This is a genomic window from Pseudomonas sp. GW821-FHT07E12 (assembly GCF_058986605.1).
Genome location: NZ_JBYSVX010000024.1, coordinates 48,841 through 71,794 on the forward strand (window position 1 = coordinate 48,841; position 22,954 = coordinate 71,794).

The window sequence follows — 22,954 nt, forward strand, 5'->3', positions numbered from 1 at the left end:
CCATTCCGGCCACGCACCTTGCGTGACAAGGGCTGCCCATCGTTATCCACAGGTTGCTGAAACACGACTCCACAGCACCTGTGGAGAAATCGCTCAATCCAACCGTTTGCGGAAGCGTGCGATCGCCAGCGTCATCATCACCGCTATGAAGGCCAGCAGCGCCAGCACGTCCGGCCACAGCTCCCAGAGCGAAGCCCCGCGCAGCATCACACCGCGGATCAGGCGCAGGAAATGGGTCAGCGGCAGCACCTCGGCCAGCCACTGCGCCGGCTGCGGCATGCCCGAGAACGGGAACATGAAACCCGACAGCAGGATCGAAGGCAGGAACACGAAAAAAGCCATCTGCATCGCCTGGAACTGAGAGTTGGCGCGACTGGAGATCAGCAGGCCCAACGCCAGGTTGGCGACGATCAGCAGAACCGACGCGACATAGATCTGCAGCAGCGAACCGGCCAACGGCACGCGGAACAGCCACATGCCCAACGCCAGGATCACACTGGCCTGGAACAGGCCGATCACCATGTACGGCAGGATCTTGCCCACCATCAGCTCACCGCTGCTCAGCGGCGTGGCGATCAACAGCTCCATGTTGCCGCGCTCGCGTTCGCGCACCAGCGAGACCGCGGTGAACAGCACCATCGTCATGGTCAGGATCACGCCGATCAGGCCCGGCACTATGTTGACCTGCGAGCGCCGCTGCGGGTTGTAGAACGCCACCACGCTGATCGGCGATTCCTCGCTGGTGGCGGTTCCGGCGTAACCGGCGACCGGCATCTGCGCCAGCTGTATCGCCGCGCTCTGCACCGCGTTGTCGCTGCCATCCACCAGCACCTGCATCACCGCCCGGCCCTCCTGGCGGCGCCGTTCGAAGTCCGGCGGCACCACCAGCCCGAGGCTGATCTCGCCGCGGCGCATCGCCTCCATCAGTTGCTGCGGCGTATCGGCGACCAATGCAGGCCGCACCACGGTGCTGGCGATCGCGTCCATCACCAGCTCGCGCGAGCCGGTGCTGTTGGCCTGATCGGCGATACCGGCGCGCAGGTCGCGCAGGTTGGTATTGATCGCGTAACCGAACAGCAGCAGTTGCATCACCGGAATGCCGAGGATCATCGCCAGCGTGACCCGGTCGCGGCGCAGCTGCCGTATCTCCTTCTGCATCACCGCCAGCAGCCGGCGCAGCTTCATGCCGCCTCCGCGCGCGGCGGACGTGCATGCGTGGCCGAGACGAACACATCCTCGAGATTGGGCTCGACCGCTTCGACCTTGGCCTGGAGCCCGGCCTGTTCCAGCAATCGTGCGATGGCATCCTGCGCATGCTCCGGCTCCAGCAGCACACGCAGCATGTTGCCGATCTGCGCAACGCTGACGATGCCTGCGGCGCCATGCAACACCTGCTGCACATGCCGTGGCTCGGCAGCTTCGACCACGTAGCTGCGACCACGCAGCGCCGCCGCCAGCTCGCCCGGCGCACCATCGGCCACCAGCACACCGCGATCCAGGATCGCCAGGCGATGGCAGCGCTCGGCCTCGTCCATGTAGTGCGTGGACACCAGCAAGGTGGCGCCGGCATCGGCGAGGTCAAAGAGTTTTTCCCAGAAGTCGCGCCGCGATTCGGGATCGACCGCACTGGTCGGCTCGTCGAGGAACAGCAGTTCCGGCTCGTGGATCACCGCGGCGGCCAATGCCAGGCGCTGCTTCTGGCCACCGCTGAGCGTGCCGGCAAGCTGCTTCTGGCGATCGCCGAAATGGTATTGCTCGATCAACGTGTCGATGCGGCTACGGGCACGCGGGCGCGGCAGGCTCTGCACCGCGGCCATGAACTCCAGGTTCTCGCGCACCGTCAGGTCGTCGAACAGCGAGAACTTCTGGGTCATGTAGCCAATGCGGGAAAGCAGTTGTTCGGCCTGCTCGGGGATGCGCAGACCGAGCACATCGATCTGGCCTTCGCTCGGCGTCAGCAGCCCGCACAGCATGCGGATCGTGGTGGACTTGCCCGAGCCGTTCGGCCCGAGGAAGCCGTACACCGCGCGCCGCGGCACGCGCAGCTCGACGTGGTCCACCGCCACCAGCGCATCGAAACGCTTGGTCAGACCCTGCGCGACGATCGCATCGCCCTCGCCCGTCTCGCTCATGGCCGCACGGCCCCGTGGAAGGTTGCCTGCACCGGCATGCCGGCCGGCAGATCGGCGGCGTCGTGCCCGAGCGTGACTTCGGCGATGTAGCTCAGTCGCGCCGCATCGGCACCGACCAACGCGTAGTACGGCGTGAATACCGGTTCGCTGCGCACCTTGCGCACCTGCCCGGTCAGCGTGATGTCGCGTCCGTCCACACGCACCTCGACCCGGTCGCCGACATGCACATCCGCGCGCAGCGTCTCCGGCACGTACAGCCGCGCATACGGCGCATCCCCGACCAGGATGATCGCCAGCGCGCTGCCGACCGGCGCCTGATCGCCCAGCTTGTACGGCAGGCTGTCGATGCGGCCGGCACGCGGCGTCATCAGATCGAGCTTGTCCAGGTTCACCGCCTGTACCTGTGCCTGGGCGCGTGCGGCTTCCAATGCGGCCTGCCCCTGCGCGATGTCCTCGATGCGGCTGCCATTCTGCAGTTCCAGCAACGCCTGCTGCGCATTGCGCACCTGTGCCTGCGCATCCTCCGCGGAGGCGCGGGCCCGATCCACGTCGGCTGCCGCGACCAGTTTGCGCTGACCCAACGGTGCGAGCCGCGCGTAGTACGCACTGGCATCGCGCGCCTGGGCGTTGGCGGCATCCAGTTGTGCCCGCGCCTGGGCGATCTGCTCCTGGCGTGGGCCGACTTCCAGCTCACGCAACGCTTGAGCGCTCTGGGTGGCCTGCGCCTGCAATGCCTGCAGTTGGGAGCGGGTGCGATCCACCTCAAGCTGCAGCACGCGCGTACCCGCCGCCACCTGCTGCCCCTCCAGCACGTCGATCGCGACGATGCGCTCGGCCGCCGGCGCGGGCAGCGTGATCCGGTCCCATTCCAGCGTGCCCAGCACCTGCGGCTGCGCGCGCTTGCAACCTGTCAGCATGACGGTCATGGCTAACCCGAATGCCATGGCGGCGAGCAGGTATCGGAACTTCGTCAGCATGCGGATCTCCTCGTCATCGTGCAGGTGAAAGACCGCTTTCCAGCAGTGCCAGCGCATGCCGCCGCACCTCGTCCATGCCCAGCTCGTCGGCCTCGAAGATCGCGCGCCAGATCGGCGCACCGGCCGCGGGAAACAGCGTCAGCCCGATCAATGACGCCATCAGCAGGCGCGGGTCCAGATTTGGGTTGAGTTCGCCGCGACGCTGCGCGGCGGCGAAGCGCGCAGCCACCACCCGCGCGACCTGCGGAGCCACCCGGCTGACCAGCAGGTCGCGCAATGCACCGCCCTCGCAGAGCACCTCGCGTACCCACAGCTGCGGCCACCACGGATGGATGCGCACCAGCTCGACCATGCCATCGACCAGCGCCAGCACGGTCGCGCGGATGTCTTCGCCGACCGCATCCAGCCGCCCACGCAGCGAAGCCAGCGCCGGCAACAGGAACGTCTCCACCAGCGCGTCCACCAACTGCGCCTTGTCGCCGTAGTAGTAGTGCAGCAGCGCCGGGGTGACACCGGCCCGCTGTGCGATGTCGCGCAACGATGTGGCGGCGATGCCGCGCTCGACGAAGCATGCCAGCGCGGCATCGAGCAGGCGCCCGCGCTGGTCCTGCGCCGTGGCCGTGGCTGGACGACCGCGGCCACGGCGGGGGCGAACGCCGGCTGCAGCCTCGCGGCGACCGGGGTCGGAAGGTGGCTTGCGCCTGGGCATGCCCATATTTAACTCATCATTTAATTAAAACCCGGTGACGAAGCGCAGCCGGCGCACCAGCTGTTCGCTGCATCGCATGCGCGCTACCCTTTTCATTCCTTTCTTTATCTCGATGCCGCGCCTTGCGACGGCGTCCGACCCGATGAGTACATCCGCGCAACGCGACTTCACCCTCGATCCCGCCGATACCGAGCGCCTGGCCAACCTGGCCGGCCCGTTCGACGAGCACCTGCGCCAGATCGAACTCAAACTCGGCGTGGAAATCGCCAATCGCGGCAACGTGTTCCGCATCACCGGCCCGGAAGTGGAAACGGTCGCCGCCGAAAAGCTGCTGCGCGCGCTCTACGACGAGGCTGCCGGCACCACCTTCGACAGCCATGCGATCCATCTGCGCCTGAACGAGGCCAATGTCGAGCACGTGACCCAGCGCGAATACGCACCGCAGGACGTGGCGATCAAGGTCAAGCGCGGCACCATCCGTGGGCGCGGCGCCAACCAGGCCAAGTACCTGCACCAGATGGCCACCCACGACATCAACTTCGGCGTCGGCCCGGCCGGTACCGGCAAGACCTTCCTCGCCGTCGCCAGTGCGGTCGAAGCGCTGAACGAATCGCGGGTGCAGCGGCTGATCCTGGTGCGCCCGGCGGTGGAAGCCGGCGAGAAGCTCGGCTTCCTGCCCGGCGACCTGAGCCAGAAGGTCGATCCCTACCTGCGCCCGCTCTACGACGCGCTGTACGAAATGCTCGGCGTGGAAAAGGTGGTCAAGCTGCTGGAGAAGAACGTCATCGAGATCGCGCCGCTGGCCTACATGCGCGGCCGCACGCTCAACGACGCCTACGTGATCCTGGACGAAGCCCAGAACACCACCATCGAGCAGATGAAGATGTTCCTGACCCGCCTGGGCTTCGGCTCGACCGCGGCGGTCACCGGCGACCTGACCCAGATCGACCTGCCCAAGCACGTCAAGTCCGGCCTGCGCGATGCGGTCGATGTGTTGCGCGATGTGGAAGGCGTCAGCTTCACCTTCTTCGAATCGCGCGACGTGGTACGCCACCCGCTGGTCGCGCGCATCGTCAGCGCCTACGACCGCCGCGATCACCAGGATTCGCAGACCGGAGCCTCGCCATGACCCGCGGACCAGTACGTCTCGATGTCGCCGTCAGCTACGCCCTGCCGCGCGCGGGATTGCCGGCGGCGGTGAGCTTCCGCAAATGGGTGGCGGCCGCGCTCAAGGGCCGCATCCGTGAGGCCGACCTGGCAATCCGCCTGGTCGACAGCAAGGAAGGCCAGGCGCTCAACCATCACTACCGTGGCAAGGATTACGCCACCAACGTGCTGAGCTTCCCGGCCGAGATTCCGGAGGGCTTGCTCAAGGGCATGAAGTTCCCGCTGCTGGGCGATCTGGTGATCTGCGCACCGGTGGTGGTGCGCGAAGCCCACGAACAGGGCAAGACGCTCACCGCGCACTACGCCCATCTCACCGTGCACGGCACCCTGCACCTGCTCGGCTGGGACCACGAGGACGACAAGGAAGCCGAGGCGATGGAACAGCTCGAACGCGAGATCCTGGCCGAACTGGGCGTCTCCGATCCCTATGCCGGCGAGCGTTGAGCCACGGTTTGGACTGTGGGAGGGACTCCAGGTGGCCTCGGGCCAACAGTCGCGACGCTTTGTCGGTAGCGGCCGTCGGGACTAAAGTCCCTCCCACAACAGCATGCGGACTCCCCACTGCGTGGTGTCCCCCTCTGGCGCACCGTCCGCACCACCGCTAACGTGACGCGGCCCATCCGCCCAAGAGATTCCTGCCTTGATCCGTCTGTTGCTTCCGATCACCCTCGGTCTGGTCTTCATCGTCGGCGAAGGAACGGCCGCGGAGCCTCCCGCGACGCCCGACCTGCCCGCGTTGATCGAATGCCGGCAGGACATCGGCGCCTATGCGCATGCGATCGTGCCGCTGCTGAACGACCCGGCCGCGGTCAAGGCGCTCGGCTGGCAGACACTGCCGCGCACCAACCAGTTCATGACCGAGTTCCAACTGCCGGCACCGATCAGCGTGTTCGGTGCCTCCAGCAACCACATCACGATCTCCGGCGGCACGATCATGGCGCTGCTCGACAGCCCCGATCCGCGCACGCTGGCCAAACAGCTGCAACTGGAAACCGGCGTGGATACCCCCGAGAAGTTCATGGCCGGCCGCGAGGTCGCCAGCCGCGACATCGTCACCCCGGCCACCGGCGAGAAGATGGTCGAGTCGGTGATCCTGAGCGTGTCGGATGTGCACAGCCATCCGGGCAAGACGCTGGCGGGCTGTACCTATGACCTTGATCAGCCCTGAAAGAACGGGATTGGGGATTGGGGATTCGTAAGAGCCCGACTCGGAGAGGCTGCTGTTGTGGGAGGGACTTCAGTCCCGACGGGCTTTACCGGTTCTCTGTCGGGGCTGAAGCCCCTCCCACAAAATCGGTCCACTGCCTTCGGAAGGTGGGCTCCTGCGAATCCCCAATCCCCAATCCCGGCTCCTGCTAGACTTGGCCCAACGCCTGGCCTGCCGGGTTCCGTTCCCCACATAGATGTCCGAAGACGACAGTAGTACCTCCTCGCCCGAACCCCTGGAAAGACGCCGCAGCTGGCTGGAACGCCTCAGCGCGGCCTTCTCGGGCGAGCCGCATACCCGCGACGAGCTGATCGCCCTGCTCCGCACGGCCCAGGCCGACGGCCTGATCGCTGCCGACACGCTACGCATGATGGAAGGCGCGATCTCGGTTTCCGAGCTGACCGTCGCCGATGTGATGGTGCCGCGCTCGCAGATGGTCTCGCTGCCGGTCGAGTCACGCTTCATCGAGCTGATGAAGGACGTGGTCGAATCCGGCCACTCGCGCTTCCCGGTGCATGGCGAGAACAAGGACGAGGTGCTCGGCATCCTGCTCGCCAAGGACCTGTTGCGCGGTGTGGTCGCCGACAACGGCCCGGCCAACGTGCGCGAACTGCTGCGCCCGGCGGTGCTGATCCCGGAGTCGAAGAAGCTCAACGTCCTGCTCAAGGAATTCCGCCTCTCGCGCAACCACATGGCGATCGTGGTGGATGAGTACGGCGGCGTGGCCGGTCTGGTCACCATCGAGGACGTGCTGGAGCAGATCGTCGGCGAGATCGACGACGAGCACGACGAGGCCGAGGACGACAGCGCGTTGATCGCGGTGCAGTCCGACGGGCAGTACGTGGTGGATGCGCTGACGCCGATCGAGGATTTCAACGAACGCTTCGGCGCGGATTTCCCGGACGACGACTACGACACCGTCGGCGGTCTGGTGACCGACGCGATCGGCCACCTGCCCGAGACCGGCGAGGAACTGACATTGGGACGTTTCGCGTTCCGCGTGGCCAAGGCCGACGCGCGCCGCGTGCATGCCTTCCACGTCACCGTGCTGCCGCCCGAACCGCAGGACGAGGCTTGATCCGCACGTTTCCCATCGCAGTGCTGCGCCTGCTCGCACTGTTGGCCTGCCTGGTGCCGGCCTGGGCGTTCGCGCAGGCCGTGCCGCGCATCGGCGTGGCGACGATGCAGCCGGGCGAGGTGTTCTTCGAGCGCTTCGGTCACGACGCCATCGTCGTGGTCGATCCGATCAGCGGCCAGGCCACCTCGTACAACTTCGGCTACTTCGACCCCAGCGAGCCGGATTTCGTCGGCCGCTTCGTCGACGGCGAGATGATGTACTACCTGGTTGCATTGCCGCTGGACGATGACATGCAGCAGTACCGCGACGGCGGCCGCGGCGTCAGCATCCAATGGCTGGATCTGCCACCGCAGCAGGCGATCGCGTTGGCCGACTCGCTGGCCGTGCGTGCCCAACCGGAAAACGCGCGCTACCGCTACGACTACTTCACCGCCAACTGCGCCACGATGGTGCGCGACAGCCTGGACCAGGCGATGGGCGGTGCGTTGAAGTCACAGCTGGCCGGGCGCTCGCGTGGCAACACCTACCGCAGCGAGGCGGTGCGACTGGCTTCGCCGGCCCCGTGGATGTGGATCGGCTTCGACCTCGGGCTCGGGCCGTATGCCGACAAACCGTTGTCGCGCTGGGAGGAAGCGTTCGTGCCCATGCGGCTGGCCGACAGCCTGGCCGAAGTGCACAACAGCGAAGGCCGGCCATTGGTACTGTCCACGCAACACCTGCTGCCGCACCGGATCGCGCCGGAACCGCCCGAGCAGGCACGCCGCTGGTGGCCGTGGCTGCTGGTCGGTCTGATCGTTGCGGCCGGGGTGATGGCGCTCGCGCGGCGTCCGCGCCTGCTGGCGGCGCTGGCGATCCCGTTCTGGCTGCTGTGCACGATCGCCGGCGGCCTGCTGATCTATCTGTGGGGTTTCACCGCGCACCAGTCGGCCTGGGCCAACCGCAACCTGCTGCTGCTCAATCCACTGTGCCTGCTGCTGATCGTCGGCGCGTTCGGGCTGTTGCGGAAGCGACCGCCCGGCCGCTGGTTCGATGTGACGGCGTGGCTGATGGTCGTGGCCAGCGTGCTCGCGCTGATCATCCATTGGCTGTCGTTGCCGCCGCAGTTCGACCTGCAGTGGATCATGCTGCTGCTGCCGATCCATGCCGCATTGGCCTTCGCCCTAAGCCGTCCGCACAAATCTCCGTAGGAGCGGCTTCAGCCGCGATGGGGACTTCCCGGTAAAGCCCCATCGCGGCTGAAGCCGCTCCTACGGAAAGCCGCGACTTGCCGACGCTGGCGCGCTGACGCACGATGCCGGCCATGACAGATCAGCAAAAGCCCCACCTCGACCATCCCGCCTGCGTCGTCACCTGCGCCTACTACGACAGCCAGGGCCGGCGCCGCGATGTCGGTCTCGATCGCATCAGCGAGGAACTCGAACAAGACAAGGACGGTTTCGTCTGGGTCGGCCTGTACGAGCCGGGTGAAGACGTGCTGCGCCTGCTGCAGGCTGAATTCGGCCTGCACGATCTGGCGATCGAAGACACGCTCAAGGCACACCAGCGACCGAAGGTGGAAAGCTACGGCAACTCGCTGTTCGTGGTGGTCAACACCGCGCAGCTGGTCGATGAGCGCATCCGCTACGGCGAGACCCACGCCTTCCTGGGCGCACGCTTCCTGCTGACGGTGCGTCATGGCGCCTCACTGTCCTACGCGCCGGTGCGCGCGCGCATGGAGCGCGAACCGGCGATGCTGGTGCTCGGCCCGGCGTTCAGCCTGTACGGCATCCTCGACTTCGTGGTCGACAACTACCTGCCGATCATGGACGAGTGCCGCGACACGCTGGAAGCGCTGGAGAAGGACATCTTCTCCGAGAGCTACAAGCGCCGCACGGTGATGCGCCTGTACGAACTCAAGCGCGAACTCAACAAGATGCGGCTGGTGGTCGCGCCGCTGCAGGACGTACTCGCGCACCTCAAGCGCAACCCCAGCCCGCTGATTCCGAACGAGATCGTGGTCTACCTGCGCGACGTGCTCGACCACGCCGTACGCATCAACGACACGATCGACACCCTGCGCGAAATGCTCGGCACCGCGCTGAGCGTGAACCTGTCGCTGGTGACGCTGGCGCAGGGCGAAACGGTCAAGCGCCTCGGCGCCTGGGCGGCGCTGCTGGCGGCCCCCACCCTGGTCGCCAGCTGGTACGGCATGAACTTCGCGCACATGCCCGAACTGGGCGGCCGCTACGCCTACCCGGCCCTGATCGGCGTGGTCGTGGTGGCGTGCGTGGTGCTGTATCGACTGTTCAAGCGGGCCAGGTGGCTTTAGGCCGGGACCCGGGACTGGGGACCGGGGACCCGGAAAGGCAAGATCAGCCCCCTTTGCTCTTGATCTTCCGGGTCCCGGGCCCCCGGTCCCGGCCTCAAGCCATGTAAATCGTCTTGACGTTCATGAACTCATGGATGCCATGTTCGGCCAGTTCGCGGCCGAAGCCTGAGCGCTTGGTGCCGCCGAATGGCAGGCGTACATCGCTCTTGACGATGGCGTTGACGAAGGCGGCGCCGCACTGGAGTTGGCGGGCGACGTTTTCGCCGCGCTTTGCATCGGCCGTCCACACGCTGCCGCCCAGGCCGAAACGGGTGTCGTTGGCGACGCGCACTGCGTCGGCCTCGTCCTTGACGCGGATGATCGCCGCCACCGGGCCGAACAGTTCTTCGTCGTAGGCCGGCATGCCGGGCTTCACGTCATCGAGGATCGAGGCCGGATAGCCCGCGTGCGATCCCGGCACCGGCGCACCGCCCAGCAGTAACTTTGCGCCCTTGGCGATGCTGGCCTGCACCTGCTTGTGCAACTCGTCGCGCAGGTCGTCGCGCGCCATCGGTGCCAGCGTGGTCGCCTCCTGCGTCGGATCGCCCAGCACGCGACGACCGGCAGCGGCGACGAACTTCGCCACGAACGCATCGGCAATCGGCTCGACCACGATGAAGCGCTTGGCCGCGATGCAGGTCTGGCCGGCGTTGTCGAAGCGCGACTTCACCGCGACTTCGACGGTCTTGTCGAGGTCGGCGTCGTCGAGCACCACGAAGGCATCGCTGCCGCCGAGTTCCATCACCGATTTCTTCAGTTGCTCGCCAGCGTTGGACGCGATCGAGCGCCCTGCCCGCTCGCTGCCGGTCAGCGTCACCGCGGCGATGCGCGGATCGCGCAACACCTCCGCGGCCTGCTCGTTGTCGATGTGCAGCACGTCGAACACGCCCTCGGGAATGCCGGCTGCCGCCAGCACCTCGGCGATGGCATCGGCACAGCGCGGCACGTTGGCCGCGTGCTTGAGCAGGGAGACATTGCCCGCCATCAGCGACGGCGCAAGGAAGCGGAACACCTGCCAGATCGGGAAATTCCACGGCATCACCGCGAACACGCAGCCGATCGGCTCGTAGACGACGTAGCTGCGCTGTGCTTCGGTACGGATCGGCTTCGGCGCGAGGTACTCGGCGGCATGCTCGGCGTAGTAAGTGCAGGCCAGCGCGCACTTGTCGATTTCGGCCAACGCCTCGCGACGCAGCTTGCCCATCTCGGCGGTCATGATCTGCTGGATGTCGTCGCGGCGGCGGGTCAGTGCTTCGCCGACCTTGCGCAGCAATTCGGCACGCTCTTCCAGCGGGCGCGCGGCCCAGGCCGGGAACGCTTTCGCCGAGGCGGCCAGACGTTGCTCGATCGCGGCCTTGTCCAACAACTGGACGGTGTATTCAGACTGGCCGGTATAGGGATTGACGGTGGGGTAGCTCATCGTGCGACTCCTGGAACGAATGCGCACATGCTAATCCCACGCAGGTCGCCACGATGTCAGCGGCATAACTGTGGGAGGGGTTTCAGCCCCGACGGGCTTTCCCGGTAAAGCCCGTCGGGGCTGAAGCCCCTCCCACAAGAACTCAACCGTTTTCCTGCAGCGCCAGCTGGATATCCAACTGCCGGCGCTTCTCGTTGCGCGCCATGATCCACCAGCCGATCGCCGCGGCCACCGACACCGCCAGCACCAGGATCGTCGCCAGTGCATTGATCTTCGGGCTCAGGCCCATGCGCACCGAGGAGAACACCTTCATCGGCAACGTGGTCGAATTCGGGCCGGCGACGAAGCTGGCGATCACCACGTCGTCCAGCGACAGCGTGAATGCCAGCAGCCAGCCCGACACCAGCGCCGGGGCGATGATCGGCAAGGTGATCAGGAAGAACACCTTGATCCGGTTCGCACCCAGGTCCATCGCCGCTTCTTCCAGCGAGCGATCCAGTTCCTGCAGGCGCGAGGACACCACCACGGTCACGAACGACAGGGTGAAGGTGACGTGCGCGATCCAGATCGCCATGACGCCCTTCGGCGCGATCCCGAGCACGCCGCCCAGCGAGACCAGCATCAGCAGGATCGACAGGCCGATGATCACCTCCGGCATCACCAGCGGCGCGGAGATCAGCGCGCCGAACAGGGTCTTGCCGGGGAAGCGCCGCAGCCGGGTCATCGCCATCGCCGCCATCGTGCCGATCACCATCGAGGCGGTGGCGGTCCAGAACGCGACCTTCAGGCTGATCCAGGCGGCGTCGAGCATCTGCCGGTCGCGCAGCAATTCGCCGTACCACTTGGTCGAAAACCCGGCCCAGACCGTGGCCAGGCGCGACTCGTTGAACGAGTAGACGATCAGCAACAGGATCGGCAGGTACAGGAAGGCGAAGCCAAAGCCCAGCACCAGCCAGGTGGTGAAACGGCTGCCACGCGTTGCGCTCATGTCAGCTTGCCCTCCAGCTCGCGCTGCTGGTAGCGGTTGAAGATCAGGATCGGGATCAGCAGCAGGATCAGCATCACGATCGCCACCGCCGAGGCCACCGGCCAGTTGCGGTTGTTGAAGAACTCGCCCCACAGCACGCGCCCGATCATCAACGTGTCCGGTCCGCCGAGCATCTCCGGGATCACGAACTCACCCACCGCCGGGATCATCACCAGCATGCAGCCGGCAATGATGCCGTTGCGCGACAGCGGCAGCGTGATCGTGAGAAACGCCTTCCACGGCCGCGCGCCGAGATCGTAGGCGGCCTCCAGCAAACGATGGTCGAGCTTGACCAAGTTGGCGTACAGCGGCAGCACCATGAACGGCAGGTAGCAGTAGACGATGCCGATGTAGGCGGCAATGGGCGTGTAGAGAATATGCAGTGGCGTATCGATCAGGCCGATGCCCATCAGCAACCGGTTGAGCACGCCGTTGCTGTCGAGGATGCCGATCCAGGCGTAGACGCGGATCAGGAACGAGGTCCACGACGGCAGCACCACCAGCATCATCGCGATGTTGCGCGAGGCCGGCGGCATCCGCGCGATCACGTAGGCGATCGGATAGCCGATCAGCAGCGCCAGCAGCGTGGAGATCGCGGCGATCTTGATCGAGCTGAGGTAGGCCAGCAGGTACTGGTTGTCGGCCAGCAGCGAGAGGTAGTTGCTGAGGTTGAGACGGACCGTCAGCGCCGAATCCACATACTCCAGCAGCGGCGTGTACGGCGGCATCGCGATCGCCAGCCGGCTGAAGGAAATCTTCAACACGATCAGGAACGGAATCGCGAAGAACACGATCAGCCACAGGTACGGCGGCAGGATCACGCCCCAACGCGCGCCTGGCAGCCAACGCTTGAGCTTGGCCAGGCTCATGACACCAGCACCACGCCTTCGTTGTCACCCCACGAGACCCAGACCTCATCGCCCCAGGTCATGCCCTCGCTGGCCCAGCGTTGCTGGTTGGTGAAGTTGGACATGATCCTGACCCCGCTGGGCAGGCGCACGTGGAACACCGAATGGCTGCCGAAGTAAGCGATGTCCTCGATCCGCCCCTGCGCCTTGTTGTAGGCCTGCTCCGGCTCGTCCTTGCTGATCAGCACCTTCTCCGGGCGCACGCCGAACACCACGTCCTGGCCCTCATAACCGCTGATGCCGTGACCAACGTAGATCGGTCGCTCCAGCGCGGGCGAACGGATGGTGACGTAGTCGACCTGGTCCTCGTCGATCTTGCCTTCCAGCGTGTTGATCGAACCGATGAACTCGGCGGCGAAGCGGGTGGTCGGCGATTCGTAGATCTCGTCCGGCGTGCCGACCTGCTGGATCCAGCCCTGGTCCATCAGCGCGATGCGGGTTGCCATCGTCATCGCCTCCTCCTGGTCGTGGGTGACCATCACGCAGGTCACGCCGGAGGTCTCGATGATGTTGACCAGCTCCAACTGCATCTTCGAGCGCAGCTTCTTGTCGAGCGCGCCCATCGGCTCGTCCAGCAGCAGCAGCTTCGGTCCCTTGGCCAGCGAACGCGCCAGCGCCACGCGCTGCTGCTGGCCGCCGGAGAGCTGGTGTGGTTTGCGTTTGGCCAGCTTGTCGAGCTGTACCAGTTCGAGCATCTCGCCCACGCGCTTGCGGACTGCATCCTTGCCCAGGCCATCCTGCTTCAGGCCGAAGGCGATGTTCTGTTCGACCGTCATGTGCGGGAACAGCGCATAGGACTGGAACATCATGTTGATCGGCCGCTCGTACGGCGGCAGGTCGTTCATCGGTTGGCCGTCGAGGACGATGCGGCCCTTGGTCGGGGTTTCGAAACCCGCCAGACATCGCAGCAGCGTCGACTTGCCGCTACCCGAACCGCCGAGCAGGGCGAAGATCTCGCCCTTGCGCACCTCAAGGCTGACGTCATCGAGCGCGACGAAGCCGTCGAACTCCTTGCGCACGCCGCTGATCGAAAGATAGTTGCCCTGGCGCTCGACGGCGGGGGATGGATGCTGCGGCCGGGCCTCGGTCGACGCCATCGAACACTCCTGATCAGTGAAGGATCACGGACACCGCGCCTATCCCCGCCGCCCGTAGGCTCAGTGTAGCGGCGTCACCGTGACGGGCAACAGCATGGCGCGCCCGTCATGGTGCCTCCCGAGGAGAACCCAATACCGTCGTTCCCGCGAAGGCGGGGACCCAGCGACTTGAAACTCGCGGAGAAGCATGAGGCATTGGGTCCCCGCCTTCGCGGGGGACGACGGCTGGAAGATGACGCGAGGCGCCACGGCGCCCGCGGTCCCCGGAAAGGCCCCGTGCCTACCTACCTCGCCGCCGTCTGCTCCGGCGCCTGCCAGCCCAGGCCCAGGCTCTTCTGCAGGCCGATGTAGTCCACCAGCAGCTTGATCCGCGCCTGCTCCTGGCTGTCACGCGCGGACAACTGCTGGCGCTGCACGTCCAGCGCATCGATCAGCGAGGTCGCGCCGGCGCGGTAGCGCTGCTGCACCAGGTCCGACGAACGCGCCGCCGCATCGGCCGCCTCGCCCGCCATCACCAGCGTCCTGCGCGAGGCCCCGAAACGCGCCAGCGCGCCGTTGGCATCCTGCAGCGCCGCCAGCACTTTGCCCTCATAACTGGCTGCATACGATTCCTTGCCGGCTCGCGCCTGCGCGACCTGCGCGCGGGTCTTGCCGAAATCGAACACCGACCAGCGCAGCAGCGGCGCGACCATCGTGCCGACCGCGTCGGAGCCGAGCCCACCCGGCGTCGTTGCGCCCATCCCGATCCCCCCGAGCAACGTCACCTGCGGGAAATAACCCGACAACGCCTGGCCGATCTTGGCCGAGGACGCGGCGAGCTGGCGCTCGGCCTGACGCACGTCCGGACGCCGACGGATCAGCGCGGCGGCATCGTCCACCGGCACCACCGCCGGCAAGCTCGGCAGCGGCCGTGTCTCGGCCAGCGTGGCATCGAGTGCACCGGGCACGCGCCCGGTCATCAGTGCCAGTTGGTCCAGTGACTCCTGCAGCGTCGCCTGCAGATCCGGGATCACCGCCTCCTGCTGACGCAACTGTGCCAGCGCACGTTCCACGTCCATCTGCGGGGCCGCCCCGCGCTCGCGCCGCTGGCGGGTCAGCGCCAGCATCTGCGCTGCCTTGTCGCGGCTGTCCTGGGCGATCGCCAGGCGCGCCTGGGTGCCACGGTAGTTGGCGTAGGCCCTGCCGACCTCGGCCGCCAACTGCACCTGTGCATCGGCCAGCTCAGCCTCGTCGGCTTCGGCCTGCGCCTGTGCTTCCTGCTGCGCGCGGCGGCGGCGGCCGAACAGGTCCAGCTCCCAGCTCGCATCGAATGCGGCCGTGTACAGCGAGACGTCGTTCAGATCGAGCGCCTGGCCTTGCGTGGCCGCGATGCTGCTGACCTCGTCGGCTACCGAATCCGGCAGCTTGGCGTGCACATAGGCTGCAGTGGCGCCAACGGCCGGCATCCGCTCGGCACGGCGTTGCTGCACCAGCGCGCGCGAGGCACCGACCTTGGCCTCGGCGGCGCGCAGGTTCGGGCTGTTGCCCAGCGCCTGCTCGATCAGCGCGGTCAGCTGCGCGTCGTCCAGCGCCTCCCACCAGCGTTGCGGCGGGGTTGCGGCGGTGACGACGGCCGGATCGGCGCGGTGCAGTTTCGGCTGCGCCAGCGCATCGCCAGCCACGTCGGGTTTGACGTAATCCGGGCCGAGCATGCACGCCGACAACAGCAACGGCAGCGCCGCAGGCAACAACAACGGGCGGAACAAGGAACGCGTGGTCATCAGTGCATCACCATGGGGCCGCCGCCTTTGGGCAGCGGCTTGAGCACAAAGATCAGCGGGAACGTGCAGACCACGATCACGCCGAAGATCCAGAACAGGTCGTTGTAGGTCATCACCAGGGCCTGCCGCTGCACCAACCGCCCGATCTGGGCGAACACCTGCAGTTGCCCTTCGCCGCCACCTGCCTGCAGCTGCGCACCGAAGTCGCGCAGATAATCCTGCGCCAGCGGCGAATTGGCCGTGGTCGAGCTGCCGATCATCTCCAGGTGGAAGGTCATGCGGCGCTCCTGGAACGTGGAGATCAGCGCCAGGCCGATCGAGCCACCGAGGTTGCGCGCGGCATTGAACAGGCCGGAGGCGTCACCGGCCAGCTCGCGCGGCACCGAGGTGATCGCAGCCTGGTTCAGCGCCATCATCGCGAAAGCCAGACCCACGCCCTGCAGCAACTGGCCGATCACGAAGTGGACGCCGACGCTGTCGGCGCTCATCCCGAGATTGACGAAGCAGGCGCCGGCGAACGCGGCCATGCCCACACCGACCATCAAGCGCACGTCCACGGTGCCCAGCATCCAGGGCATCAACGGCATCAGCAGCACCGTCGGCACACCACCAAGCAGCAGCACGTAGCCGGCCTGCTCGGTGTTGTAGCCGGAGACCATCGCCAGGAACTGCGGGATCATGTACATCACCCCGAACAGGATCATGCCCACCGCCATCACCATCACGAACACCGAGGCGAAGGCGCGATTACGCAGGATCGACAACCGGATCACCGGTTCGCGATGGATGAACTGCGACAGCAGCAGCGCGGCGAAACCGAGCAGCGACAGCAGCGACAGCATGATGATGAATTCCGACTCGAACCAACGCTCGCGCTGGCCCTCCTCCAGCACCACCGTCAGCGCGCCCAATCCCGCGGTCAGACCGAAGATGCCGAGCCAGTCGGCCTTCAACAGTCCACCCAGGTCGGCCTTCTCGTGCTTGAGACCCAGCAGCAGCAACGCCACCAGTCCGGCGCAGATCGGCACGTTGATGAAGAACGCGTAGTGCCAGGTGGCGTTTTCGGCCAGCCAGCCGCCAAGCAGCGGCCCGATCACCGGCCCGAGGATCACCGTCATGCCGAACAGCGCGGTGCCCTGGGTCTGCTGCTCGGGCGGCAGGCGCGTGCCGACGATGGTCAGCGCGGTAGGAATCAGCGCGCCACCGGCGAAGCCCTGACCGATGCGGCCGATGATCATCATCGTCAGCGTCGAGGACAGCCCGCACATCACCGAGAACGCGGTAAAGAAGATCGCGCAGATCAGCAGGAAGTTGCGCAGGCCGAGCGTGCGCACGAACCAGCCGGTGAGCGGGATCATCACGATCTCCGACACCAGATAGGCGGTGGAGATCCAGGTGCCTTCGGTACCGCTGGCGCCCACCTCGCCCTGGATGGTCGGCAGCGCCGCATTGACGATGGAGATATCCAGCGTCGCCATGAACGAGCCGATGGTACCGGCCGCCACGGCCAGCCAGGCACTGGCGTCGGCCTTGCGCGGTCGGCCCGTCTCGGCTACCGGATGAGCCGCGCTGGCGCTCACTGCGCCGCTCCGCCCTTCCCGTCCTTGCGCTCGGCTTCGTTCTCGGCGAGTGCCTTGCTGTCCTTGGCCGAGCGTGTATCGACGGTGACTTCCACCGACATGCCCGGCACCAGTACCTTGCGCGCCTCGGCGCCGGCGTCGATCCGGATACGCACCGGCACCCGCTGCACGACCTTGGTGAAGTTGCCGGTGGCGTTCTCCGGCGGCAGCAGCGCGAACTGCGAGCCGGTACCCGGCGAGATGCTCTCGACCGTACCGTGCAGTTTCACCCCGGCCAGCGCGTCGGCCTCGATCGCCACCGGCTGTCCCGGGCGCATCAGGCCCATCTGGGTTTCCTTGAAGTTGGCTTCAAGGTAGAGGTCTTCCACCGGCATCACCGTCATCGTGCGGGTGCCGGCGGCGATGAACTGGCCGATCTGCACGGTCTTGTTGCCGATGCGTCCGTCGATGCGCGCGGTCAGGCGGGTGTCGTTGGCGACCAGCCTGGCGGCATCGGCATCGGCCTGGGCCTGCTTGAGCCCGGCCTGAGCCTGCCCGAGTTGCGCTTCGGACGCGCTTGCCTGGCTCTCGGCGCCCTTCACCTGGGCGAGCGCGGCGTCGTACTGGGCCTGCGCGCGTTGCAGGTCATGCTTCAGGCTTTCCAGATGCTCGGGGGTGTCGGCACCAGACGCCGCCAGCGGCGTGAAGCGCGCGACTTCGCCCTTGGCCAGCGTGAGGCTGGCCTGTGCCGCCACTACCTGCGAGCGCGCTTGCGCGAGCTGAGCACCACTGCCCTGCACGTTGGCCTGGGCCGCGGCGATATCCGATTGCCGGACCGCGATGGCGGCCTCGGCCTGCTCGAGCTGGGCCTGGTAGGTGCGCGGATCGATCTGCAGCAGCACCTCGCCGGCCTTGACCCATTGGTTGTCCTTGACGAATACCTCGGTGACATAGCCGCTGATCCGCGGCGCGACTGCCACCGCATCGGCCTTCAGGTAGGCGTTGTTGGTTTCCTGCAGGTAGCGGCCGACCAGCAGCCAGCGCACCAGCCACCCCACCAGCAACACCAGCACCACGACGGCGATGATGGTCAGCGTCCACCGGACCCTGGGATTGGCGAGCGGCGAAGGCTTGCTGTCCTTGCCGTCCTGGCCGTCATCGGACCCGTTGGAGGGAGATTGCGAATGCCCGCGGGCCTGATCTTCGTCTGGGGTGCTCAATGCCAGGTTCCTTGGAGTTGCCGTCGTCGTGTCACCGTCGCAACAAACGGACGGTGACGTATGGTCAGGGGCGCTACCTTACTATTACTTGTACCGATGAGTACACATAGGAAAAGGGCAGCCAGAGGCCGCCCTTTCCCTGCGCTTCGGGTCGGTTCAGCGCCCGGTCTTGAGCTCGGTCCAGAGCCGGGTGTACTGCCGGTCCACTTCCGGCGGCATGACCTTCAGGCCGAACAACTTCGCCATCGTCTCCGGTGGCGGATAGATGGTCTTGTCATCGCGGATCGCCGCATTCACCAGCGGCGTGGATTTCGGCACCGGATTGGGATAGCTGACGAAATTGGTGTTGGCCGCGGCCACTTCCGGCGTCAACAGATAGTTGATGAATTGGTAGGCCGCATCGGCGTGCTTGGCGTCCTTCGGGATCGCCAGCATGTCGAAGAACTGCAGCGCGCCCTCCTTCGGGATCGAGTACCCGATGTGCACCCCGTTGTTGGCCTCCTCGGCGCGGGAGCGGGCCTGCATGATGTCGCCCGACCAACCCACCACCAGGCACGTGGTGCCCTTGGCCAGCGCATCGATGTACTGGCTGGAGTGGAAGTTCTGGATGTACGGCCGGATTTCCCTGAGCTTGGCTGAAGCCTTGGCGATCACCGCTGGATCGGTGCTGTTCGGATCCTCGCCCAGGTAGTGCAGCGTGGTCGGGACGATCTCCGATGCGGTGTCGAGAATGGTGACGCCGCAGTCCTTGAGCTTGGATATGTTCTCCGGCTTGAACACCAGATCCCAACTGTTCACCACGTCGGTCGTGCCGAACACCGCCTTGATCTTGTCGATGTTGTAGCCGATGCCGGTGGTCCCCCACAGGTACGGCACCGCGTACTTGTTGCCCGGATCCTGCTGGGCGATGCGCTGCATCATCTCCGGATCGAGATTGCTCCAGTTGGGGATCTTGCTGCGATCCAGCGGCTGGAACACGCCGGCCTGGATCTGCCGGCCGAGGAAACTCAACGACGGCACCACCACGTCGTAACCGCTGCCACCGGCCAGCAGCTTGGCTTCCAGCACCTCGTTGCTGTCGAACACGTCGTAGGCGACCCTGATGCCGGTCGTCTTCTCGAAGTTCGGCACCGTGTCCTCGGCGATGTAGTCCGACCAGTTGTAGACGTTCAGCACCTTCGGCTCGGCGTTGCCCGCGGCATCGCCGCCGCCCTTGCCACCTTCCCCGCACCCGGCCAGACACAACGTGGCCAGCGCCACCCACATCGCATGCTGCTTCATCGTGGTCTCCATGGGCCGCCCTCAGGCGGCGATAGGCAGACGTCGTTGCCGACGCCCGGTGTTTGCCCTCCCCCTTACTGCGCGGGCGGTGCCTTGGGCACCTCCCGATACACCTTGGCGGAGCACTGATGCGCTCCACCGGAACCTTGCGATGAAAAGCCCCTATCCCACTGCGGCGACAGAACCCAGCTTGAGCGCCGTGGCGCATGGGGACTTGTGTTTGAAGGATTTCTGTGCCGACGGGCTCTGCACGCAAAGCGTCGGGACTGAAGTCCCTCCCACACACTTCACGAATCAATGCAAATGGAACCGCAGCATCAACGTCCCGTCTTGATCTCCGTCCACAGCCGCGTGTACAGCTGATCGACCTCGGGCGGGTTGATCGCGTAGGTGAACATCTTGGCCTTCACTGCTTCCGGCGGGTAGATCGTCGGATCGTTGCGGATCTCCTCCGACACCAGCGGCGTCGCCTTCGGTACCGGGTTGGCGTAGTGGATGAAGTCGGTGTTGGCCGCGGCCACTTCCGGGGTCAGCAGGTAATTGATGAAGGCGTAGGCATTCTCGGGATGCTTGGCATCTTTCGGGATCGCCAGCATGTCGAACCACTGCGGCGCACCTTCCTTCGGAATCGAGTACGCCACGTGCACGCCGTTGCCGGCTTCCTCGGCGCGATCACGCGCCTGGATGATGTCGCCCGACCAGCCCACCGCCAGGCAGGTGCTGCCGGTGGCGAGCGAGCTGACGTACTGGCTGGAGTGGAAGTTCTGCACGTACGGACGGATCGTCTTGATCAGATCGGCCGCCTTCTGCAGTTCCTCCGGCTTCTGGCTGTGCGGGTCCAGGCCGAGATAGTTCAGCGCGATCGGCAGCAGATCGGACGGCGTATCGAGGATCGTCACGCCGCAATCCTTCAGCTTGCTGATGTTCTCGGGCTTGAAGATCAGATCCCAGCTGCCGGCGATGTCGGTGCTGCCGAATGCGGCCTTGAGCTTGTCGACGTTGTAGCCGATGCCGGTGGTGCCGATCATGTACGGCACGCCGTACTTGTTGTCCGGATCCTGCTGCGCGATACGCTTCATCACGTCCGGATCGAGATTGGCCAGGTTCGGGATCTTGCTCTTGTCCAACGGCAGGAATACGCCCGCCTTGATCTGGCGACCGAAGAAGTTGAGCGTCGGCACCACCACGTCATAGCCGCTGCCACCGGCCAGCAGTTTCGCCTCGACCATCTCATCGCTGTCGAACACGTCGTAGACGACCTTGATGCCTGTCGTCTTCTCGAAGTTCGGGACGGTGTCCTCGGCGATGTAATCGGAATAGTTGTAGACGTTGAGGACCTTCTCCTCGGCGCCGGGGGTCTTGGCGGCATCGGCACCTGCGTCGGACTTTCCGCCGCACGCGGCAAGCAAGGTGGTGGCAAGGGCAACGCTCAGGATTCGCAGCTTCATCGTGGTCTCCACAGGGTCCCGGATTGTGGGTAGGCCGGCCGTGACCGGAACCATGCCAGCGTACTCAGCGCAGGGCTATTTGCCCAGCGCCGTGGCGGTGTCGTCGAGTGCCTTCCAGGCCTTGTCGAACAGTTCATCGACCTGGGCGCGGGTGATCACCAGCGGCGGCGACAACAGCATCGCATCGTTGGTCGCACGCAGGATCAGGCCACGACCGAGCGCGAAGTCGCGACACAGCGCGCCGACCTTGCCGCGGTCGTCGAAATAGCCACGCCGGTGCTTGTCCGGCACCAGCTCCAGCGCCCCCATCAGCCCGGCGATGCGCGCCTCGCCAACCAGCCGATGCTCGCCCAGTTCCGCCCAACGCTGCGCCAGGTACGGCGCGATCTCATCGCGCGCAGTCTCGACGATCCGCTCCTCCTGCAGGATCCGCAGGTTCTCCAGCGCCACCGCCGTGCAGACCGGATGCCCCGAATAGGTGCAACCGTGCGCCAACTCGCCGCCCTGCTCCTTGAGCACGCCCGCTACACGGTCATTGAACATCGCCGCACCCAACGGGATGTAGCCGGAGGTGATGCCCTTGGCGATCGTCATCACATCCGGCTGGAAACCGAAGTACTGCGAACCGAACCATTCGCCGGTGCGACCAAAACCGCAGATCACCTCGTCAGCGACCAGCAGCACGTCGTACTTGCGGCAGATCCGCTCGATCTCCGGCCAGTAGCTGCGCGGCGGGATATACACCCCGATCGCGCCCATGATCGGCTCGCCGATGAAGGCCGCGACGTTGTCGGGACCGAGTTCGAGGATCTTGTCTTCCAGCCGGCGAGCAGCGAGCAGGCCGTATTCCTCCGGATTCAGATCGCATCCATCGCCATACCAGTACGGCGGATCGATATGCGCGATACCGGGGATCGGCAAACCGCCCTGTTTGTGCATGCCCTTCATGCCACCGAGGCTGGCACCGGCGACGGTGGTGCCGTGATAACCGTCGTGGCGACCGATGAAGATCTGCTTCTGTGGCTTGTCCTGCACCGCCCAGAAGTGCCGCACCAACCGCAGGATGGTGTCGTTCGCTTCCGAACCGGAGTTGGTGAAAAAGGCGTGGTTGATATCGCCCGGCGCCAACTCGGCCAGTTTGGCGGCCAGATGGATGGTCGGCTCGGTAGTGCACTGGAAGAAGCTGTTGTAGTAGGCCAACTGCCGCATCTGCTTCGACGCCGCCTCCCCCAGCTCGGCGCGCCCGTAACCGATGTTGACGCACCACAGCCCGGCGAAGGCATCGAGCAGTTGATGACCTTCCGCATCCCAGACGTAGACACCTTCACCGCGGGTCAGGATGCGCGTGCCCTTCTTCGCCAGCGCCGCGTTGTCATTGAACGGATGCAGGTGATGGGCCGCATCCAGGTCCTGCAGTGTCCGCGTTTGAATCCGATCCATATCCAACTCCAACATTGCGTTGATTTTTCTGCTGTTGCTGTTGCTCGTGATTTTTCTTTTGCTCTGCCTTTGGCTTTTACGGGGCCCCCATCCGCAGCGGCGGAGCCAGCGGGAAAAACCCGAAGGGCGACGCACATGGATGTGCGTCGTTTTCTGCCGCGGCATGGATGCCGCGTC

20 protein-coding genes are annotated in these 22,954 nt (G+C 65.8%); 6 read left to right on the forward strand and 14 right to left on the reverse strand.

The genetic code is table 11. The features are described 5' to 3' along the window. Positions 1-93: 93 nt before the first annotated feature. From AC3WJE_RS13795 to AC3WJE_RS13810, 4 genes are read right to left on the reverse strand one after another with little or no spacing between them, the layout of a single operon-like run. Entirely contained in the window at positions 94-1,185 is a 1,092-nt protein-coding gene (locus AC3WJE_RS13795; protein ID WP_493731383.1) for an ABC transporter permease, read from the reverse strand. Next, positions 1,182-2,132 (reverse strand): ABC transporter ATP-binding protein, encoded by a 951-nt coding sequence (locus AC3WJE_RS13800; RefSeq protein WP_493731384.1) that lies wholly within the window; start codon positions 2,130-2,132, stop codon positions 1,182-1,184. Before AC3WJE_RS13800 ends, AC3WJE_RS13795 begins: the two co-directional genes overlap by 4 nt. Continuing rightward, on the reverse strand, positions 2,129-3,109 hold the full coding sequence (locus AC3WJE_RS13805) for an HlyD family secretion protein (RefSeq protein ID WP_493731385.1): 981 nt from the start codon (positions 3,107-3,109) through the stop codon (positions 2,129-2,131). The genes AC3WJE_RS13800 and AC3WJE_RS13805 overlap by 4 nt, the downstream gene beginning before the upstream one ends. 13 nt (positions 3,110-3,122) lie before the next feature. After that, entirely contained in the window at positions 3,123-3,818 is a 696-nt protein-coding gene (locus tag AC3WJE_RS13810) for a TetR/AcrR family transcriptional regulator (RefSeq protein WP_493731386.1), read from the reverse strand. A gap of 142 nt (positions 3,819-3,960) precedes the next feature. On the opposite strand from AC3WJE_RS13810, the gene AC3WJE_RS13815 reads away from it, so the two are divergent. From AC3WJE_RS13815 to AC3WJE_RS13840, 6 genes are all read left to right on the forward strand, one after another. Next, on the forward strand, positions 3,961-4,947 hold the full coding sequence (locus AC3WJE_RS13815; RefSeq protein ID WP_493731387.1) for a PhoH family protein: 987 nt from the start codon (positions 3,961-3,963) through the stop codon (positions 4,945-4,947). Then, the gene (gene ybeY, locus AC3WJE_RS13820) at positions 4,944-5,429 is read left to right on the forward strand and encodes an rRNA maturation RNase YbeY (RefSeq protein ID WP_493731388.1); all 486 of its coding nucleotides are present in this window, start codon (positions 4,944-4,946) and stop codon (positions 5,427-5,429) included. The genes AC3WJE_RS13815 and ybeY overlap by 4 nt, the downstream gene beginning before the upstream one ends. 196 nt (positions 5,430-5,625) lie before the next feature. Continuing rightward, entirely contained in the window at positions 5,626-6,153 is a 528-nt protein-coding gene (locus AC3WJE_RS13825) for a hypothetical protein (protein ID WP_493731389.1), read from the forward strand. 235 nt (positions 6,154-6,388) lie between these two features. Then, on the forward strand, positions 6,389-7,270 hold the full coding sequence (locus AC3WJE_RS13830; protein ID WP_493731390.1) for a CorC family transporter: 882 nt from the start codon (positions 6,389-6,391) through the stop codon (positions 7,268-7,270). Continuing rightward, positions 7,267-8,457 (forward strand): lipoprotein N-acyltransferase Lnb domain-containing protein, encoded by a 1,191-nt coding sequence (locus AC3WJE_RS13835; RefSeq protein WP_493731391.1) that lies wholly within the window; start codon positions 7,267-7,269, stop codon positions 8,455-8,457. Before AC3WJE_RS13830 ends, AC3WJE_RS13835 begins: the two co-directional genes overlap by 4 nt. Before the next feature lie 113 nt (positions 8,458-8,570). Further along, positions 8,571-9,578 carry a magnesium and cobalt transport protein CorA gene (locus AC3WJE_RS13840; RefSeq protein WP_493731392.1) on the forward strand — a complete coding sequence of 336 codons (1,008 nt, stop codon included), beginning with the start codon at positions 8,571-8,573 and terminating at the stop codon, positions 9,576-9,578. Between the two features lie 94 nt (positions 9,579-9,672). Here AC3WJE_RS13840 and AC3WJE_RS13845 read toward each other — a convergent pair whose 3' ends face one another. From AC3WJE_RS13845 to AC3WJE_RS13890, 10 genes are all read right to left on the reverse strand, one after another. Next, on the reverse strand, positions 9,673-11,037 hold the full coding sequence (locus AC3WJE_RS13845; protein ID WP_493731393.1) for an NAD-dependent succinate-semialdehyde dehydrogenase: 1,365 nt from the start codon (positions 11,035-11,037) through the stop codon (positions 9,673-9,675). 142 nt (positions 11,038-11,179) lie between these two features. Continuing rightward, positions 11,180-12,025, reverse strand: coding sequence for an ABC transporter permease subunit (locus AC3WJE_RS13850; RefSeq protein WP_493731394.1), 846 nt, complete (start codon positions 12,023-12,025; stop codon positions 11,180-11,182). Beyond that, a complete protein-coding gene (locus tag AC3WJE_RS13855) occupies positions 12,022-12,933 on the reverse strand; it encodes an ABC transporter permease subunit (RefSeq protein ID WP_493731395.1) in 912 nt (303 codons plus the stop codon). The genes AC3WJE_RS13850 and AC3WJE_RS13855 overlap by 4 nt, the downstream gene beginning before the upstream one ends. Next, positions 12,930-14,069, reverse strand: a complete 1,140-nt coding sequence (locus AC3WJE_RS13860; protein ID WP_493731396.1) for an ABC transporter ATP-binding protein — start codon at positions 14,067-14,069, stop codon at positions 12,930-12,932. Before AC3WJE_RS13860 ends, AC3WJE_RS13855 begins: the two co-directional genes overlap by 4 nt. Positions 14,070-14,353: 284 nt before the next feature. Beyond that, on the reverse strand, positions 14,354-15,829 hold the full coding sequence (locus AC3WJE_RS13865) for an efflux transporter outer membrane subunit (protein WP_493731397.1): 1,476 nt from the start codon (positions 15,827-15,829) through the stop codon (positions 14,354-14,356). Continuing rightward, on the reverse strand, positions 15,829-17,409 hold the full coding sequence (locus AC3WJE_RS13870; protein ID WP_493731398.1) for an MDR family MFS transporter: 1,581 nt from the start codon (positions 17,407-17,409) through the stop codon (positions 15,829-15,831). Before AC3WJE_RS13870 ends, AC3WJE_RS13865 begins: the two co-directional genes overlap by 1 nt. Continuing rightward, the gene (locus AC3WJE_RS13875) at positions 17,406-18,608 is read right to left on the reverse strand and encodes an HlyD family secretion protein (protein ID WP_493731399.1); all 1,203 of its coding nucleotides are present in this window, start codon (positions 18,606-18,608) and stop codon (positions 17,406-17,408) included. The genes AC3WJE_RS13870 and AC3WJE_RS13875 overlap by 4 nt, the downstream gene beginning before the upstream one ends. Before the next feature lie 156 nt (positions 18,609-18,764). Beyond that, positions 18,765-19,874 carry an extracellular solute-binding protein gene (locus tag AC3WJE_RS13880; RefSeq protein ID WP_493731404.1) on the reverse strand — a complete coding sequence of 370 codons (1,110 nt, stop codon included), beginning with the start codon at positions 19,872-19,874 and terminating at the stop codon, positions 18,765-18,767. A 332-nt stretch (positions 19,875-20,206) separates the two neighbouring features. Then, on the reverse strand, positions 20,207-21,337 hold the full coding sequence (locus AC3WJE_RS13885; protein WP_493731400.1) for a polyamine ABC transporter substrate-binding protein: 1,131 nt from the start codon (positions 21,335-21,337) through the stop codon (positions 20,207-20,209). 75 nt (positions 21,338-21,412) lie between these two features. After that, positions 21,413-22,777, reverse strand: coding sequence for an aspartate aminotransferase family protein (locus tag AC3WJE_RS13890; RefSeq protein WP_493731401.1), 1,365 nt, complete (start codon positions 22,775-22,777; stop codon positions 21,413-21,415). Between the last annotated feature and the right edge of the window lie 177 nt (positions 22,778-22,954).

Coding starts and splice junctions, on each gene's coding strand:
- AC3WJE_RS13845 (WP_493731393.1), bottom strand. CDS start 11,037: ATGAGCTACCCCACCGTCAATCCCTATACCGGCCAGTCTGAATACACC.
- AC3WJE_RS13865 (WP_493731397.1), bottom strand. CDS start 15,829: ATGACCACGCGTTCCTTGTTCCGCCCGTTGTTGTTGCCTGCGGCGCTG.
- AC3WJE_RS13850 (WP_493731394.1), bottom strand. CDS start 12,025: ATGAGCGCAACGCGTGGCAGCCGTTTCACCACCTGGCTGGTGCTGGGC.
- AC3WJE_RS13795 (WP_493731383.1), bottom strand. CDS start 1,185: ATGAAGCTGCGCCGGCTGCTGGCGGTGATGCAGAAGGAGATACGGCAG.
- AC3WJE_RS13840 (WP_493731392.1), top strand. CDS start 8,571: ATGACAGATCAGCAAAAGCCCCACCTCGACCATCCCGCCTGCGTCGTC.
- ybeY (WP_493731388.1), top strand. CDS start 4,944: ATGACCCGCGGACCAGTACGTCTCGATGTCGCCGTCAGCTACGCCCTG.
- AC3WJE_RS13800 (WP_493731384.1), bottom strand. CDS start 2,132: ATGAGCGAGACGGGCGAGGGCGATGCGATCGTCGCGCAGGGTCTGACC.
- AC3WJE_RS13880 (WP_493731404.1), bottom strand. CDS start 19,874: ATGTGGGTGGCGCTGGCCACGTTGTGTCTGGCCGGGTGCGGGGAAGGT.
- AC3WJE_RS13810 (WP_493731386.1), bottom strand. CDS start 3,818: ATGCCCAGGCGCAAGCCACCTTCCGACCCCGGTCGCCGCGAGGCTGCA.
- AC3WJE_RS13815 (WP_493731387.1), top strand. CDS start 3,961: ATGAGTACATCCGCGCAACGCGACTTCACCCTCGATCCCGCCGATACC.
- AC3WJE_RS13885 (WP_493731400.1), bottom strand. CDS start 21,337: ATGAAGCTGCGAATCCTGAGCGTTGCCCTTGCCACCACCTTGCTTGCC.
- AC3WJE_RS13860 (WP_493731396.1), bottom strand. CDS start 14,069: ATGGCGTCGACCGAGGCCCGGCCGCAGCATCCATCCCCCGCCGTCGAG.
- AC3WJE_RS13805 (WP_493731385.1), bottom strand. CDS start 3,109: ATGCTGACGAAGTTCCGATACCTGCTCGCCGCCATGGCATTCGGGTTA.
- AC3WJE_RS13890 (WP_493731401.1), bottom strand. CDS start 22,777: ATGGATCGGATTCAAACGCGGACACTGCAGGACCTGGATGCGGCCCAT.
- AC3WJE_RS13855 (WP_493731395.1), bottom strand. CDS start 12,933: ATGAGCCTGGCCAAGCTCAAGCGTTGGCTGCCAGGCGCGCGTTGGGGC.
- AC3WJE_RS13830 (WP_493731390.1), top strand. CDS start 6,389: ATGTCCGAAGACGACAGTAGTACCTCCTCGCCCGAACCCCTGGAAAGA.